Source organism: Uliginosibacterium flavum (assembly GCF_040566545.1).
In the GTDB taxonomy this organism is placed as follows: Bacteria; Pseudomonadota; Gammaproteobacteria; order Burkholderiales; family Rhodocyclaceae; genus Uliginosibacterium; species Uliginosibacterium flavum.
In genome coordinates this window covers 20,247-34,842 of sequence record NZ_JBEWZI010000023.1, presented here as the reverse complement: position 1 = coordinate 34,842, position 14,596 = coordinate 20,247, and the positions used below count along the sequence as shown (strand labels likewise).

The window sequence follows — 14,596 nt, the reverse complement described above, 5'->3', positions numbered from 1 at the left end:
TGCGCGCCACCGCGTATCCACACCCGAAGACTGGACTTTAAGGCAGTCAAGCCCGAGCGGCGAGCGCCGCTATAAGCTGGGTACTCCCGGCGCAGAAACACCGCTACGCCGGATCTTCCAGAATGAGCGGAACACCACCGGAGCACAGAGTATTGTCGTGAGTACCGAACCCGGAATCCGCCTCCAAGCCCTGACCCGGGCAGTCCGCACCGAGCTTGCAAGCTCGGCGCCGCTGCAATGGAGCATCGTGCTGAGCGTCCTGTTCGCGTTCGGCAAATTCTTGCCGGCGGCCAAGCTCTTCAGCGTTCCCGAGCATTATCTGGCGATTCACAACCTGCTCGAATTCCTGTCGATGGCGGTGTCCGCGATGGTGTTTGCGATCGCCCTGACCCTCGGTCGCCATGCCGGCAATCGCCAGCCGATCGTGCTGGGATGCGGTTTTCTGGCCGTGTGTCTGATCGACTTCGCGCACACCCTGTCCTTCGCCGGCATGCCCGCCCTCATCACCCCCAGCGGGCCGGAGAAGGCCATCAACTTCTGGCTGGCCGGGCGCTATGTCGCGGCCCTGACCCTGCTGTGGGCCGCACTCGTGCAGACCGGCAACTGGTCGGCCGCCTTGCGGCGTACTCTGATCTCGGCGGCACTGCTGCTGGTCGCGCTCGTCTGGTGGGCCTGCTTCTTTGGTGCGGCCAGCCTGCCGCGCACCTTCATCGCCGGCCAGGGCCTGACGCCGCTCAAGATCCACGCCGAATATCTGGTCGCAGCCCTGTATGCGCTTGCCGCGATCCTGCTCTATGTGCGGCGGGCACGCTCCGAACTGGGGGACCTGGAGTGGCTCGCGGCCGCCGCCTGGACCCTGGGTCTGGCCGAGCTGTATTTCACGCTCTACACCGACGTTACCGATCTGTTCAACCTGCTCGGCCATGTCTACAAAACCATTGCCTATCTGATGGTCTATCGTGCCCTGTTCGCGGTGTGGGTGCAGCGCCCCTACCGCGAACTGGAGTTTGAGCGCTCGCGCCTGAAGACCCTGGTTTCCAGCATCCCGGACCTGGTCTGGCTCAAGGATGCGCAAGGCGTTTACCTGTCCTGCAACCGGAGCTTTGAACGCCTGTACGGCGCGCCCGAAGCCCGCATTGTCGGCAAGACCGATTTCGACTTCGTGGACGCCGAGATGGCCCGGTTTTTCCGCGCCAACGATCAGCGCGCCATCGCGGCCGACGCGCCATCGATCAATGAGGAGTGGCTCGATTTTGCGGCCGATGGCTACCGTGGCCTGTTTGAAACCACCAAGACACCGATGAAAGGCCCGGACGGCGAAATCATCGGCGTGCTGGGCATCGCCCACGACATCACCGAACACAAGCTGAACGAAGAACAGCTGCGGATCGCCGCCACCGCCTTCGAATCTCAAGAAGGCATGGCGATCACCGATCCTCAGCGTCTGATCCTCAGAACCAATCGCGCCTTCTCGGAAATCACCGGCTACACCGCCGACGAGGTCACCGGGCGACCTCTCGACTTTCTCTACGCCGACCCGCACGGGCCGGCCATCTTCGATGAAATCCGCCAGGCCATCGACGCGCGCAACTCCTGGAGTGGCGAGAGCGGATACCGGCGCAAGAATGGCGAAAGATTCCCGTGCTGGCTCACCATCACCGCCGTGAAGGACGCGCTGGGGGAAATCTCGAACTACGTGGCAACGCTGATCGACTTCACCGAGCGCAAGCGCGCAGAGGAAGAAATCAACAGCCTGGCCTTCTACGATCCGCTGACCAACCTGCCCAATCGCCGCCTGCTCTTCGAGCGCCTCAAGCAGTTGCAGGTCATGACGGCCCGCAACGATACCTACAGCGCCCTGATGCTGATCGATCTGGACAACTTCAAGACCCTCAACGACGCGCATGGCCATGACACCGGAGACATCCTGCTGCAACAGGTCGCCCAGCGTCTGGGCCTGTGCGTGCGCGAAAGCGACACCGTCGCGCGACTGGGCGGCGATGAATTCGTACTCATTCTGAATACGCTCGGGGGCATCCTGCCGGACGCTGCCTCGCAGACCGAAGCCATCGGCAAGAAGCTGCTCACCGCCCTCAGCGAAAGCTATCACCTGAGCCATATCGTGCATCGCTGCTCGGCCAGCATCGGGGCCACCATCTTCAAGGGTAATCACTCTTCAGTCGAAGAGCTGCTCAAACAGGCGGATCTGGCGATGTACGCCGCCAAGGAGTCCGGGCGCAATACCCTGCAATTCTTCGACCCGACCATGCAGGCGACGGCCCTGAAACGGGCTACGCTGGAAGCGGAGCTGATCCGGGCCGTCGATCTCGCCCAGTTCTGCCTGTACTACCAGATTCAGGTCGCCGACGAGGGGCGCGTCATCGGCGCAGAAGCTCTGATCCGCTGGCAACACTCTGAGCGCGGCCTGGTGCCGCCGGGCGATTTCATTCCGCTGGCGGAAGACAGCGGCCTGATCCTGCCGCTGGGCGACTGGGTGCTCAGCACGGCCTGTGCCCAGCTCGCACGCTGGGCCCGCAATCCGCGCTTCGCCGAGCTGACGCTTGCCGTCAACCTGAGCATCAAACAGGTGCGCGAGCCCGACTTCGTCAACAAGGTGACAGGCATTCTGGCGCGCACCGGCGCCAATCCACGTCGCCTGAAACTGGAACTCACCGAGAGTCTGTTTGCCGGAGACATCGAGGACTTGATCGGCAAGATGCACGCCCTCAAGGCCTGCGGGGTCAGCTTCTCGCTCGACGATTTCGGCACCGGTTACTCGTCGCTCTCCTACCTGCGCCAGCTGCCGCTCGATCAGCTGAAAATCGATCAGTCTTTCGTGCGCGATCTGCTCATCGACCCCAATGACACGGCGATTGCCCGCACCGTCGTGGCCCTGGCCGACACCCTCGGCCTCAGCGTCATCGCCGAAGGCGTGGAAACCAGAGCCCAGCAAGACCGCCTGCGCCAGCTCGGCTGTTTCGCCTATCAGGGCTATCTGTTCGGCCGGCCGCTGCCGCTGGCGGAATTCGAAGCGCTGGTCCGCCAAGTCCGGGCAACCGCGTAAGCGCCCCTTCTTCAAGAAGCCCAGCACGCCTGCCTGTACGGGCAGGTGGCGCCGTCCGGACAAGGGCGCCGTTCGCACTGCAACATGTGCGCCCCCAATGACGCGCTAGAATCCCGCACTTCCCTCCTGCCGACCGGAAGCGCCATGAAAATCCGCCTAAACGCCCTGATCCTCGCCGCCGCCCTGCCCCTGTTCGGCGCCTGCGCCCTCTTCGACATCCAGCCAGAGCAGCCCGCCATCAAGGCCGGCCCTTACGCAGCGATCTCACTCAAGGGCATGTCCGACAGCATCCAGCACTGGCGCAACCGCTACGGCGACAAATACGCCAAGTACGCCGACGAACAGATCGTCGAGATTGCCGACAACGTCCTGCTCTACCAGCGCGACAACGGCGGCTGGGTCGAAAACCGCGATCCCTCGCGCATCCTGACGGCCGAAGAAATCGCCGCAATCAGCGCCGAGAAGGCCAACGCCACCGGCAGCTTCGACAACCGCAACGTGTATTCTCAGGTCGAATATCTCTCCGCCGTCTACCTGCAGACCGGCGATATCCGTTACCGCGACGCCGCCCAGCGCGGCATCGCCTACACCCTGCAGATGCAGCACCCCACTTGCGGCGGCTGGCCGCACACCGTGCCGGGCGAACAGTCCTATCATCCCTACATCACCATGGCCGACGAGGTCACCTCCGGCGTGCTGCGCACCCTGCGCAAAGTCGGCGCCGGCAGCGCGCCTTTCGGCTGGATCGATGGCAGCACCCGCCGCGCCGCGAAGCGTGCACTCAAAAAAGGCGACGCCTGCGTCCTCAAACTGCAAGTGCGCCAGAACGGCAAGCTCGCCGGCTGGGCCGGTCAGTACAAGCCCGATACGCTGGAGCCGGCGCAAGGCCGCGCCTTCGAACTCGCCTCCATCGTCTCGCAGGAATCCGTCGAGATGACCCGCTACCTGATGGGCATCGAACGCCCCGCGCCCGAGCAGATCGCCGCCATCGAAGGCGCCATCGACTGGTTCAAACGCTCGGCAATCACTGGCTGGAAAATCGAAACCTTCAAGATCGACCCGCCGATCAAGTACGAATACCACACCGCCAGCACCGACCGGCGTCTGGTGCAGGATGCCAGCGCCCCGCGCATGTGGGCGCGCTTCTACGACCTGAAAGACAACAGCCCGGTGCTGGCCAACCGCGACAGCGTGCGCGTCTACGATTACAGCCAGATCCACCACGAACGCCGTACCGGCTACGCCTGGTATGGCCTGTGGGCGGAAAAGCTGCTGAGCGAGGAATACCCGGCCTGGCAGGCACGCATGCGCGCGGCCGGCGTGCTGCCGAAAAGCTGAGTTCCGGGAGAGCCTGCCTGCAGAGCCGCATGGGGCGGACCTCTGCGGGCGGGTGGGCTGGAGAAGTCCGCTGCGCGCGGCTCTACAAGCAGCTCACTGCAAAGCCCGAACCCAGTAGGGTGCCAATGAGCAACACGAATTGCACCGCTTGCCATTGACGACGGCGTATTCGGTGCAATTCGCTACGCTCATTGACACCCTACGAATACGTTTTTCACTCTGCTTCAAGTGAAGCGATACGCATCCATCGCCAGCACGCCGAAGTCATAACCGGCGCTGAGGCTCTGCACCTGATAGCCCGCCCCTGCCGCACCGAGCGCGACGAAGAGCGGCAGGAAATGCTCAGGCGTGGGATGGGCACGCCGCGCTTGCGGGGCCTGCGTTTCCCATTGCAGCAATTCATCGATCTGGCCACCACGCACACGCACATCAATCCAGTCACGGAACTCGTTGGCATACGCTGCCACGGGCAAATTATCGCCCTGACGCATGCCGACGAAGGCGTCGCGCAGGTTGTGCGTCATGTGGCCAGAGCCAACGATCAGCACGCCGGCATCGCGCAAGCTCGCCAAGGCCTGCCCCAGCGCGTGGTGATGGGCCGCGCCCAGCGCGGGCTGCACCGAGAGCTGCAGCACCGGCACGTCGGCCTGCGGATACATTTTCAGCATGGGAATCCAGGCGCCGTGATCCAGCCCGCGACAGCCGTCGATGCCGGCCGTGAAGCCAGCCTCACGCAACAGCGCCTGCGCCTGCTGCGCCACATCCGGCGCGCCGGGGGCGGCGTAGCGGATGCGATACAGCTCGTCCGGAAAACCACCGAAATCGTAGATCGTTTCGGGCTGGGCGCTGCCTCCGAGCAGCGGCAGGCCGCTGTCCCAGTGCGCAGAGACCATCAGCACCGCACGCGGCCGCAGCAAGCCAGCCGCCGCCTGCGCCCAGGCATCCGCCGCCGCACTGGGCTCGATGGCATGCATGGGCGAACCATGCGAGAGGAAAAGGACGGGCAGACGGGTGTTCATGGTGATCTCCGACATTCATCGTTATGTGGCGACAGTACAAACTATCCAGTTTGTACTGTCTGTGTGGTTTCAGACGCTTGCTTCGCGCGCCTTGTCCCACGAGAAGCTACCCGCTCCGAGCAAGCCCACAACGACCGCAGCCAGCGCAAGGAACAGCGGATATTCCCAACCACCGTTCGGGGCGTTGAAGACCCAGCCGTTACCGGCGTGCGCCCAGGTGGCGCCGAGCAAGGTCGGCAGGATGGCGACGGCCACCAGACGGGTGCGGAAGCCGACGATCAAGGCGAGGCCGCCCAGGGTTTCTGCGCCAATGGTCAGGTAGGCAGCAGCGGCCGGCAAGCCGAGCGAGGCGAAGAAGCCGACGGTGCCGGGAATGGTGAAGACGAAAACCTTCAATGCGGCATGCGCCAGCAGCACGACACCGAGAGTGATGCGCAGGACGAGGGCGCCGTGGGCGCTGAGTTTTTGTTCGTTCATGATGAATCTCCTGTTTGGTTTGAATGACGCGAAGCGGTACTTGTCGCTCCCCTCGCCCCTCGGGGAGAGGGGCTGGGGGAGAGGGTGCGAACTTGTTCGCGGGTTTGAATGGTGCGAAGCGGCACTTGATGGGACGAATTCTGCCAATCCCTTGACTTGAGATAAACTAGCCTTAGAGCAAATTGTTGTTGCAAATTTCGGGACAAAAAGGAATCGGGATGGATCGCTTCGAAGCCATGCAGGTGTTCTGCAAAGTCGTGGAGGTTGGCAGTTTTGCCGGCGCGGCGGATCGCCTGGACATGTCGACCTCGGCGGTATCGCGCCAGGTGGCGCAACTGGAAGGCCTGCTCGATGCGCGCCTCCTCAATCGCACCACGCGGCGAATCAGCCTGACCGAGAACGGCCGCGCCTACTACGAGCGCTGTCTGCAACTGCTGGCCGACCTCGAAGAAACCGAGGAGATGGTCGGCAACCACACCACCAGCCCACGCGGCACCCTGCGCCTGACTGCGCCGATCAGCTTCGGCGCGAGCCATCTGGCCCCGGCGCTGGGCGAGTACGCACGTCTGCATCCGGCCATGAAATTCGACGTGATGCTGGCCGACCGGGCGGTAGATCTGATCGAGGACGGGCTGGACCTGGCGATCCGCGTCGGCTATCTGGGCACGCAGAATCTGGTCGCCCGTCAAATCGGCAGCACGCGCATCCTGCTCTGCGCCAGCCCGGCTTATCTGGCTGCGCGCGGCACACCGCAGACGCCGGAAGAACTGGCCAACCACGACTGCATGACCTACGCTTACGCTTCGAACAGCAATCTGTGGAGTTTCGAGCGCGCCGGTGAGGCGCAGCGCCAGGTGCGCGTGGCCGGCAGCATGCACGCCAATAACGGCAGCGTGCTCGGCGAGCTGGCCGCTGCCGGGCTGGGCATCACTTCGGCGCCGGATTTCATCCTCGGCCCGCTGGTGGCACAAGGCCGTCTGGTCGAAATCCTGCCCGACTGGCAAAACCGCACGCTGCCGATTTCGGCCATTTACCCGAGTCGCAAGCACCTGTCGGCGAAGGTGCGCAGCTTTGTAAGCTTCATGGAGGAATGGTTGGCGAAGCAGGCCAAGGAGCCCAACTGAAGGCTTATCGGAGCATGGCTGCAGAGCCACTCTGAACGGGCCCCTTCAGCATGCCACCACGCTCAGGCCCGCGCAGTGCGGCTGTTCGCTACCAGCCCTGCAAAGCCTCAAGCCCGCCAGGCCGGCTCCGCGCTGAAACGCTCCACCAGGAAATCCAGCAGGCTGCGCACCGCACCGGGCAGGAACTGGCGCGTGGCGTAAACGCCCCAGATGCCCAATTCGTCAGGCTGATAATCGGCCAGCACCTGCTGCAAAGCCCCGGACTGCAGCAGCGGCGCGGCGAGGAATTCCGGCTGGTGACTGATCCCTGCCCCACACACCGCCGCGCTGAGCAAGGCCGAGGTTTCGTTGGCGCTGAGATTGCCGCTCACTGCCACACTTTGCGCCTGCCCCGCCTGCCGGAAGCGCCATTGCGACTTGCCGAAGTAGGCGTAGGTCAGGCAATTGTGCTGCGCCAGATCCGGCGGGCACTGCGGTGTGCCGCGCTCGGCCAGATAGGCCGGGCTGGCGCACACGACGGAGCGACACACGCCGAGCTTGCGCGCCACCAGCAGCGGGTCGATATCGTTGCTGATGCGAATCGCCAGATCGACCCGCTCCTCCACCAGATTCACGGTGCGGTCCACCAGCAGCAGGTCAACGTGCACCGCCGGGTGCTGGCGCACGTAATCGGCCACCATCGGTGCCAGGGTCTGGCCCAGCAGGCTCGCCATGGTCAGGCGCACCAGCCCGCGCGGGGCGGCGCTGCGTGCGTCGGCCGCGCTTTGTAACTCGCCGACCTGACTGAGCAGCTCGCGGCAATGCGCCAGACACTCTTCGCCCACATCCGTCAGGCTCAGGCGCCGCGTGCTGCGGTTGAGCAGGCGCGCGCCCAGCCAGCCCTCCAGCTCGGCCAGATAGCGCGTCACCATGGCCCGCGACATCTCCAGGCGCTCGGCGGCCGCGGTCTGGCTACCCGACAAACACCCGCATGGCGGTCAAGCGATCCATTCTGCGCTCCTTATTCGATCGAAAACTGCAACAAACTATCGCCTTATATGCGGTTTTTCTGCACGATTCAAGCAATTATAGTGAGCACAGCTTCACCTCACTCAACTTATCTGAACGGGAAAACATCATGAAAATCGCCCTCATCGCCGCCACCGGCAACATCGGTTCCCACATCGCCCGCAGCGCGCTGGCACGCGGTCATCAAGTCACGGCCCTGACCCGCAGCGCCAAGCCGCTACCCGCCGAACTGGCCGGTGCCTGCGCACAGGTAGTCGACCTGACGAATGCGACTGCATTGGCAGAGGCCGTGCGCGGTGCCGACGTAATCGCCAGCGCCTTCGGCCCACGCACGGAAGACCTGGGCGAAGTGACGCAAATCGCTCGTGCCCTGATCGCGGCGGCGCGCACCGCCGGCGTAAAGCGTGTGGTCGTCGTGGGCGGAGCCGGCAGTCTGGAAGTCGCGCCAGGCGTGCAGCTGGTGGATGTGCCGCAATTTCCAGAGGCCTACAAATCCATCGCGCTGGCGCATCGCGAAGCCTACGAATACCTGCGCACGGTGAGCGATGTCGACTGGACCTTTTTCGCCCCGGCCGCCATGATCGGGCCCGGCGACAAACTGGGCGACTACCGCACAGGCAGCGACACGCTGATCAGCGACGCGGCCGGCCAGAGCAGCATCCATTACCCGGATTACGCCGAAGCCTTCGTCGCCGAGCTGGAGTTGCCGCAGTATCGCCAGACCATCGCCACGGTCGCCTACATCTGAACAAAACCAATGCCCATCCTTCACTACATCTACGACCCGCTGTGCGGCTGGTGCTACGGCGCCAGCCCGCTGCTGGCGGCCGCGCGCGGCGTGGCCGGCCTGCAAATCCGCCTGCATGGCGGTGGCCTCATGAACGGCGTAGCCGTCTCGGCCGGGCTGCGCGACTACGTGATGCAGCACGATCAGCGCATCGCGATGCTGACCGGCGTGCCTTTCGGCTCGGCTTACTTCGACAAGCTGCTGCAGGATCACAGCGCGGTGTTCAGTTCCGCGCCACCAATCACGGCAATTCTGGCGGCCGAGGAAGTGGCCGGTCGCGGACTCGACATGCTGGCGCGCCTGCAAATGGCGCATTACGTGGAAGGTCGGCGAATCAGTGAAGAAAGTGTTCTGCTGGAACTGGGCGCTGACATTGGCCTGCCTGAAGAGCCTCTCCGCGCGGCCTTCTACAGCTTGCATGGCGCAAGAACCGCGGCCCACATCGCGGACAGCCGTGCCTTGCTGGAGAAGCACGGCGGGCGCGGATTTCCCGCCTTCATACTGGAAACATCAACCGACAGCCATCTACTCGACACCCACCGCTGGCTGAGCGATCCGGAGGGATTCTCCGCGCTGCTGGCGCAACTGTGACGCGTACAATTGCGGCCTTCTTTCAAAGCCGAGAAAGCCCGCCATGAGTTCCGATCTGCCGCCTCTGCCCAGCCTGCCCCTGGGCAAATATCGTCACTACAAGGGGGGCGAGTACGAAGTGATGGGCGTCGCCCGCCACAGCGAAACGCTGGAAGCACTGGTGATGTACCGCCCGCTCTACAACGACACAGGCTGGTGGGTACGGCCCTTCGCGATGTTTATGGAAGAGATCGAAATCGACGGCCAACGCCAGCCACGCTTCGCGCCCTTCGCCTGATCCGATTTCAGATACAAAAAGGCCCGCCATTTGCGTGACGGGCCTTTCTTTTTTTCATCGGACCGGCCTTGATCGACCGGCCCGACAGTGAAGCTTACTTCAGCTTGCCAGCACCAGCATTGGCAACCACGTTGGCCTTCGCTGCGGTAGCCGTCACCAGCGTGTAGCTGTAAGGCGGGGTCCAGACATTCGCACCGGTCGGAACGGCATAACCGCACTGACCATCCCAAGCCGCCGGCGTGGTGTTGCCACCCTTGTCGGTCAGCATCAGGTGGCCGGAAGAGCGGAAGCCAATCGGAGCCGTGCCGTTGCCGCCATCGATCCCCTTCTTGCAGAAGCCATCAAGCGCCAGACCCGTGATCTCGAAGTACATGTTCTGCACCAGCATGTTCGACTGATAGCGCGGATCCAGACCACTGCTGAACTTCAGATCAGCCGGCACAGCGCTGTCGGTACGGCCGTAGATGTAGTTATTGAACACGTGCACCTGGCCAAAACGGTTCAAGGGCATGCGCGAGTACAGGCGGTCGTAGAAGTTGTTCGACAAGGTCACATGCAGACGGCCAGCGTCGCTCCAGGCACGACCCGAATCACCGTTACCGATCAGCGTGGTCTTGCCATGCTTGTGGAAATAGCTGTTGGTCACCGTTGCATAGTCGGAACCACGCACGATATCCAGCAAGCCATCATGGCGTGTGTCGGAAGAGAGCGAGCCGGGCGTATCACCATCACTCATCGACACATGGTCGATGTAGATGTTCTGCGCGCGCGACAGGGTCATGCCGTCAGCGTAGGCATTGGCCGAGTCTTCCGGATTCACGTCCCAAGGCGCATCGATCTGCAGGTTGCGGATGATGATGTTGCGGGTCCAGGTCGGATAGTCTTCACCATCCTTGCCAGCATTCACCCAAGCCATGTAACCAGCCTGCGCATCAACAGCACCATTAGCCAGTTCGCCACCGATCAGGATCGAAGTACCGGTCAAACGAGCCGGACGACCTTGCGCATCATTGATACCCACCAGAGTGGTGTTGGACGGGATCATGATCGAGCCGCCAAACTTCTGGTCCAGATAACCGGTGTATTCCTTGAATACCGTGTTATTGCTGCTCCAGCGCAGATCGATGTGACCCACAACGCGCACGATCTTCGGCTCAATGCCAGACTCGGCCAAGGCAGCAACCAGTTGCTGACCGTTGAACACGGTGTAGACGCGATTCGTTGCAGCAGCGGAACCGCCAGTCACGATGACCTTGCCCTTGCGCGACCAGGTATGCCAGCCGTCTTGCGGTGCCGTAGCGCGCTCGAAACTCAACTTGCCGCCAGTCGGATCAACCGTGGCGAATTGCCAGGTTGGTACCACGCCCGCAGCCTTGTAGTTGCTCGGATTGTGCAATTTGTCGATGAGGGCCGGCGCCAGATAGTTGCGCACGCCATAGGTGTAGCTGCCATTGACGTTTTGCAGCGGAGTGCTGGCGCCAGTCAAACTCTTGGCATCAATGCCGGAGCCGGAAGACGAACTGGAAGAAGACGAAGAGCCGCCACTTGAAGAGCTGCTGGAAGACGAGCTCGAAGAAGAACTGGAGGACGAGCTCGACGAAGAGCTGGATGAACTGGAGGAAGAGCTCGATGAGCTGGAGCTGGAGCTAGAGGAAGAACTGCTGCTCGAAGACGAGCTGGAGCTACTGGACGAAGAGCTGCTCACCACGGCGCCAACGGAACACCAGGCCGAAGTCGTGAAGGAGTTCGTCGGAAACAACGAAAGCTGACAAGTGAAATTGCCGGTCAGGTTGGCATACACGAAGCTGCCGGACTTGCCGAGCGCAACCTTGTGGGTGCCCGTCATGCTGCAAGCAGCGCCAACCTGGGCACACTTGGTATAACCGGACGGGTAGTCAGTAGCCGCCTGAACATTGGCTGCCAACAACGCGACAGCAAAGCCGCCGAGTAGCTTGAAATTCATGAACTTTGTCTCCTAGCTATTATTTTGTAGAGAAGGCTTTCGCCCTCTCCTCTTCCTGCGCCCACAACATCCTGTAAGGAAAACACCTACAAGCACACCGGCAGGATTTGGTTAAGTTAGGCAATCACAGAAAACCTGTCAACCGCCTCCACTACAACTTTGGTCTTATGTCAGCAGCGCGCAACACTTTTTCAGGGAAATTGCTTACCTACAGGCCGTACGGTCCCGGTAACACGGTATCAAGAAATGCCCGGTAACAATCGTTAACAATCAATCACCATCCAACGAACGCCGTACGGCAGGCGCAATTGCCATCCTTGCAAGGCGTAGCCACACTCCTACAATAAAGGCTTGTGGCTACAGGCTTGACGCCCCCGAAGGCGTTTATCTGCCGGGATACAAAGGAGAGATTTTTTCATGACCGTGATCGCTGTCATCAACCGCAAAGGGGGGTCTGGCAAGTCGACGCTGGCCGCACATGTCGCGAGCTACCTCGCCGCACAAGGCCAGGAAGTCATGCTGGGCGACGTGGATCGCCAACAGTCATCGCGTCTGTGGCTGGGCCTGCGCCCGCCGCAGCTACCCAAGATCCACGGCTGGTCCATCGATGAGAACAATTTCGCGCGTCCACCCGCTGGCGTGAAACACGTGGTACTGGATACACCAGGCGGCTTTCATGGCTTCAATCTGATGAAAGTCACGATGTACGCCGATGCGATCCTGATTCCACTGACTGCCGGCGTATTTGATCGTGAAGCTGCGCAGGACAGCATTCGCGAGCTGCGCACACTGCCACGCATCGCAACGGGCAAATGCCTGGTCGGCTGCGTCGGCATGCGTATAGACGGAAGAACCAAAAATGGCGCGGCACTACAGGATTGGGCGCAAGCGCTGGACCTGCCGCACCTGGGCAGCATTCGACTCGCGCAGGCTTACAGCAAATGCATGGAGCAAGGCTGGTCGATCTTCGATTTCCCACCCGCCAAGGTCGAGTCCTATCGCGAAGACTGGCTGGCGCTTACGCGCTGGCTGGACTTGCTGCTGGCAGCCGCCCCGGCCACACCGGGAAGCCGCCTTGAGCGCCCGGAAACCGTTCGGCAAACCAGTTACTTGCAATCACAAACAAGAGCGGGCCTGGGTAGCCCGCCCTGAAAAACCTAGATCCCGAAATCAAGCCGCCTGAGTTTCACCCTCGCCGCGAATCGCAGCCGCCAGCGCCATGTCACGCACCAGCACATGTTCGCGCAACCAGCTTGCCAGGAACTGATCAATATCCAGCTGAGCGGTGCGCGCGCCACGCGCCACGCGTGACTGCAAGGCACAGACTTCGCTCACGAAGCGATCATGCTCGGCCTTGTGTACGGGATAGTGCGGATAGCCGATATTGCGCATGAAGGCCTCTTCCCGCGAAAAGTGCGCCTCGGCGTACTCCCGCAGGGCATCCACAATGTTCTGGGTTTCCTGATTGATCTGGCCGCTGCTCATATCCTGATGCAGGCGCTCGAGCAAATCGAACAGATTGCGGTGATCCTCATCAATCAGAGGATTGCCCACCGCAAGGTCTTCTGTCCATTTCATTAGGTTCATTGCAACTCCTTCGGATGACTGGAAAAACCGGCACAAGGGGCGTTTATGGTGCCCCGAGAAATTTTCAGCAATGATTGCTGGCTGAAAAATATGCGGGTTGACCCAGAGCATCTTCGTGCAGCTTTATTGGCCGCCCTGAAGGTTTTCTAGCGCAGAGACTGAGCCAGAACAAGTTCACTGCCCGACAGACAAAAAAAGAGCCGACACCTGAGGTGCGGCTCTCTTCGGGCTTGACCGGAGCTGCCGGTCAACTCACTCTGCAGCAAGACTGGAGGTGAACACAGCATCCGAATTGTCAGGAAACTCGTAACGGGCGAAGGCGCCACGGATTTCGTCCATGTGCTCGCTGGCATCCTTGTTCAGGAAGTTGATCCCCAATGGACGGCCATTTGTGGCCAGAGTCATGAAAGCAAAGCGCCAGCGCCAAGTTTCAGCCAGACGTTCGCGCAGTTGCGATTCGTTGGTAATTGCCACCCCTGCCGCTTTGATCGAGTCCAGAAACTCGGCGTAGGTTTGGTCACAGATTTGTTGTCCCATTTCATTCTTCCTTTCGGCGCTGCAACAGCGTGTTGCCTCCTCCATGTGGCAAATAACGAAGCAGAAAGGATCCGGTTGACAGGGTTTTAATGTTTTTCATTCATTCAGGCCGAACGGTTTGCTGTCACAGCCGAAACAGTCAGTGACTGGAACCCATCAATCTTCAACAAACTCAGCCAGGCCACGCCAGCACCCAGAGCCGCCCCGGCCAATACATCAACGGCTACGTGCTGTTTGGTTGCCAGCGTTGAATAAGCAATCGCCAGACACCACAGCCAGTTGAACACGAGGCCCATACGGCCAGTACCAAAAGCTCGCAAAAGTTGATGCAGCCAGATCGCAGAGAAGACTGCAGTTGCCACATGCAGGGAGGGACAAGCGTTACCGGCCGCATCAACGCCCTTGAGAAAAGCTACGCCGGGATAGCGCGCCCAATCAATGTCCGCCAGCGGCACCGCAGTCGGCCACAGGTAGAAAAATGCCAGACCAAGTCCGCACAGCACTGCAGCACGCACACCATAAGCGATGATTTCGCGATGCCGCACCATGAACATCGGCGGAGTCGAAACGTACACCCACAAAGACACATAGGGCAGCAAGGCCAGAGGCTGAAAACTGATCCAGTCATCCAGCAAGGTGCGCGGCATGATCGTTACGGGGGCATAGGGATGCTTGAGCAAATGCACGTAGCCGAGGAAAAACACGGTCGTAAACGCCGAAGTGCCAATCGCTTTGAGCCAGAAACATGGCCACAGGACTCTTAAAAACCGCTTGAGCCACGAAGTTTTCTGATCACTGATACTCAAAATATCCCCTTCTGCGAA

General features: G+C 61.4%; 15 protein-coding genes. 8 read left to right on the top strand and 7 right to left on the bottom strand.

All coding sequences use genetic code 11. The features are described from left to right. Positions 1–157: 157 nt before the first annotated feature. Both ABXR19_RS16900 and pelA read left to right on the top strand, forming a co-directional pair. Positions 158–3,064 (top strand): bifunctional diguanylate cyclase/phosphodiesterase, encoded by a 2,907-nt coding sequence (locus tag ABXR19_RS16900; RefSeq protein WP_354602330.1) that lies wholly within the window; start codon positions 158–160, stop codon positions 3,062–3,064. A 144-nt stretch (positions 3,065–3,208) separates the two neighbouring features. Next, entirely contained in the window at positions 3,209–4,402 is a 1,194-nt protein-coding gene (pelA, locus tag ABXR19_RS16895) for a pectate lyase (RefSeq protein ID WP_354602329.1), read from the top strand. 224 nt (positions 4,403–4,626) lie between these two features. Here the strand turns inward: pelA and ABXR19_RS16890 are convergent, their stop codons facing one another. Both ABXR19_RS16890 and ABXR19_RS16885 read right to left on the bottom strand, forming a co-directional pair. Next, positions 4,627–5,421 (bottom strand): DODA-type extradiol aromatic ring-opening family dioxygenase, encoded by a 795-nt coding sequence (locus tag ABXR19_RS16890; RefSeq protein WP_354602328.1) that lies wholly within the window; start codon positions 5,419–5,421, stop codon positions 4,627–4,629. Between the two features lie 69 nt (positions 5,422–5,490). Continuing rightward, a complete protein-coding gene (locus tag ABXR19_RS16885) occupies positions 5,491–5,898 on the bottom strand; it encodes a DoxX family protein (RefSeq protein ID WP_354602327.1) in 408 nt (135 codons plus the stop codon). Positions 5,899–6,116: 218 nt separating this feature from the next. On the opposite strand from ABXR19_RS16885, the gene ABXR19_RS16880 reads away from it, so the two are divergent. Beyond that, the gene (locus tag ABXR19_RS16880) at positions 6,117–7,022 is read left to right on the top strand and encodes a LysR family transcriptional regulator (RefSeq protein ID WP_354602326.1); all 906 of its coding nucleotides are present in this window, start codon (positions 6,117–6,119) and stop codon (positions 7,020–7,022) included. A gap of 107 nt (positions 7,023–7,129) precedes the next feature. On the opposite strand, the gene ABXR19_RS16875 is transcribed toward ABXR19_RS16880, so the two are convergent. Continuing rightward, entirely contained in the window at positions 7,130–7,984 is an 855-nt protein-coding gene (locus ABXR19_RS16875; protein WP_354602325.1) for a LysR family transcriptional regulator, read from the bottom strand. A gap of 155 nt (positions 7,985–8,139) precedes the next feature. Between ABXR19_RS16875 and ABXR19_RS16870 the strand changes: the two genes are divergently transcribed. From ABXR19_RS16870 to ABXR19_RS16860, 3 genes are read left to right on the top strand one after another with little or no spacing between them, the layout of a single operon-like run. Continuing rightward, positions 8,140–8,778, top strand: a complete 639-nt coding sequence (locus ABXR19_RS16870) for an NAD(P)-dependent oxidoreductase (protein WP_354602324.1) — start codon at positions 8,140–8,142, stop codon at positions 8,776–8,778. Positions 8,779–8,787: 9 nt separating this feature from the next. Beyond that, positions 8,788–9,408: a DsbA family protein gene (locus ABXR19_RS16865; protein ID WP_354602323.1), complete on the top strand. Its 621-nt coding sequence runs from the start codon at positions 8,788–8,790 to the stop codon at positions 9,406–9,408. A gap of 43 nt (positions 9,409–9,451) precedes the next feature. Next, on the top strand, positions 9,452–9,685 hold the full coding sequence (locus ABXR19_RS16860) for a DUF1653 domain-containing protein (protein ID WP_354602322.1): 234 nt from the start codon (positions 9,452–9,454) through the stop codon (positions 9,683–9,685). A 94-nt stretch (positions 9,686–9,779) separates the two neighbouring features. On the opposite strand, the gene ABXR19_RS16855 is transcribed toward ABXR19_RS16860, so the two are convergent. After that, a complete protein-coding gene (locus tag ABXR19_RS16855) occupies positions 9,780–11,171 on the bottom strand; it encodes a pectate lyase family protein (protein ID WP_354602321.1) in 1,392 nt (463 codons plus the stop codon). A gap of 4 nt (positions 11,172–11,175) precedes the next feature. On the opposite strand from ABXR19_RS16855, the gene ABXR19_RS16850 reads away from it, so the two are divergent. Next, entirely contained in the window at positions 11,176–11,454 is a 279-nt protein-coding gene (locus ABXR19_RS16850; protein WP_354602320.1) for a hypothetical protein, read from the top strand. 611 nt (positions 11,455–12,065) lie between these two features. Continuing rightward, positions 12,066–12,800 carry a ParA family protein gene (locus tag ABXR19_RS16845; protein ID WP_354602319.1) on the top strand — a complete coding sequence of 245 codons (735 nt, stop codon included), beginning with the start codon at positions 12,066–12,068 and terminating at the stop codon, positions 12,798–12,800. 18 nt (positions 12,801–12,818) lie between these two features. Here ABXR19_RS16845 and ABXR19_RS16840 read toward each other — a convergent pair whose 3' ends face one another. The 3 genes from ABXR19_RS16840 to ABXR19_RS16830 all read right to left on the bottom strand — a co-directional run bounded on the left by ABXR19_RS16840 (position 12,819) and on the right by ABXR19_RS16830 (position 14,476). After that, positions 12,819–13,235: a bacteriohemerythrin gene (locus ABXR19_RS16840; RefSeq protein ID WP_354602318.1), complete on the bottom strand. Its 417-nt coding sequence runs from the start codon at positions 13,233–13,235 to the stop codon at positions 12,819–12,821. Positions 13,236–13,487: 252 nt separating this feature from the next. Continuing rightward, positions 13,488–13,772: a hypothetical protein gene (locus ABXR19_RS16835; protein WP_354602317.1), complete on the bottom strand. Its 285-nt coding sequence runs from the start codon at positions 13,770–13,772 to the stop codon at positions 13,488–13,490. 104 nt (positions 13,773–13,876) lie between these two features. After that, positions 13,877–14,476 carry a phosphatase PAP2 family protein gene (locus ABXR19_RS16830; RefSeq protein ID WP_354602316.1) on the bottom strand — a complete coding sequence of 200 codons (600 nt, stop codon included), beginning with the start codon at positions 14,474–14,476 and terminating at the stop codon, positions 13,877–13,879. Positions 14,477–14,596: the final 120 nt, after the last annotated feature.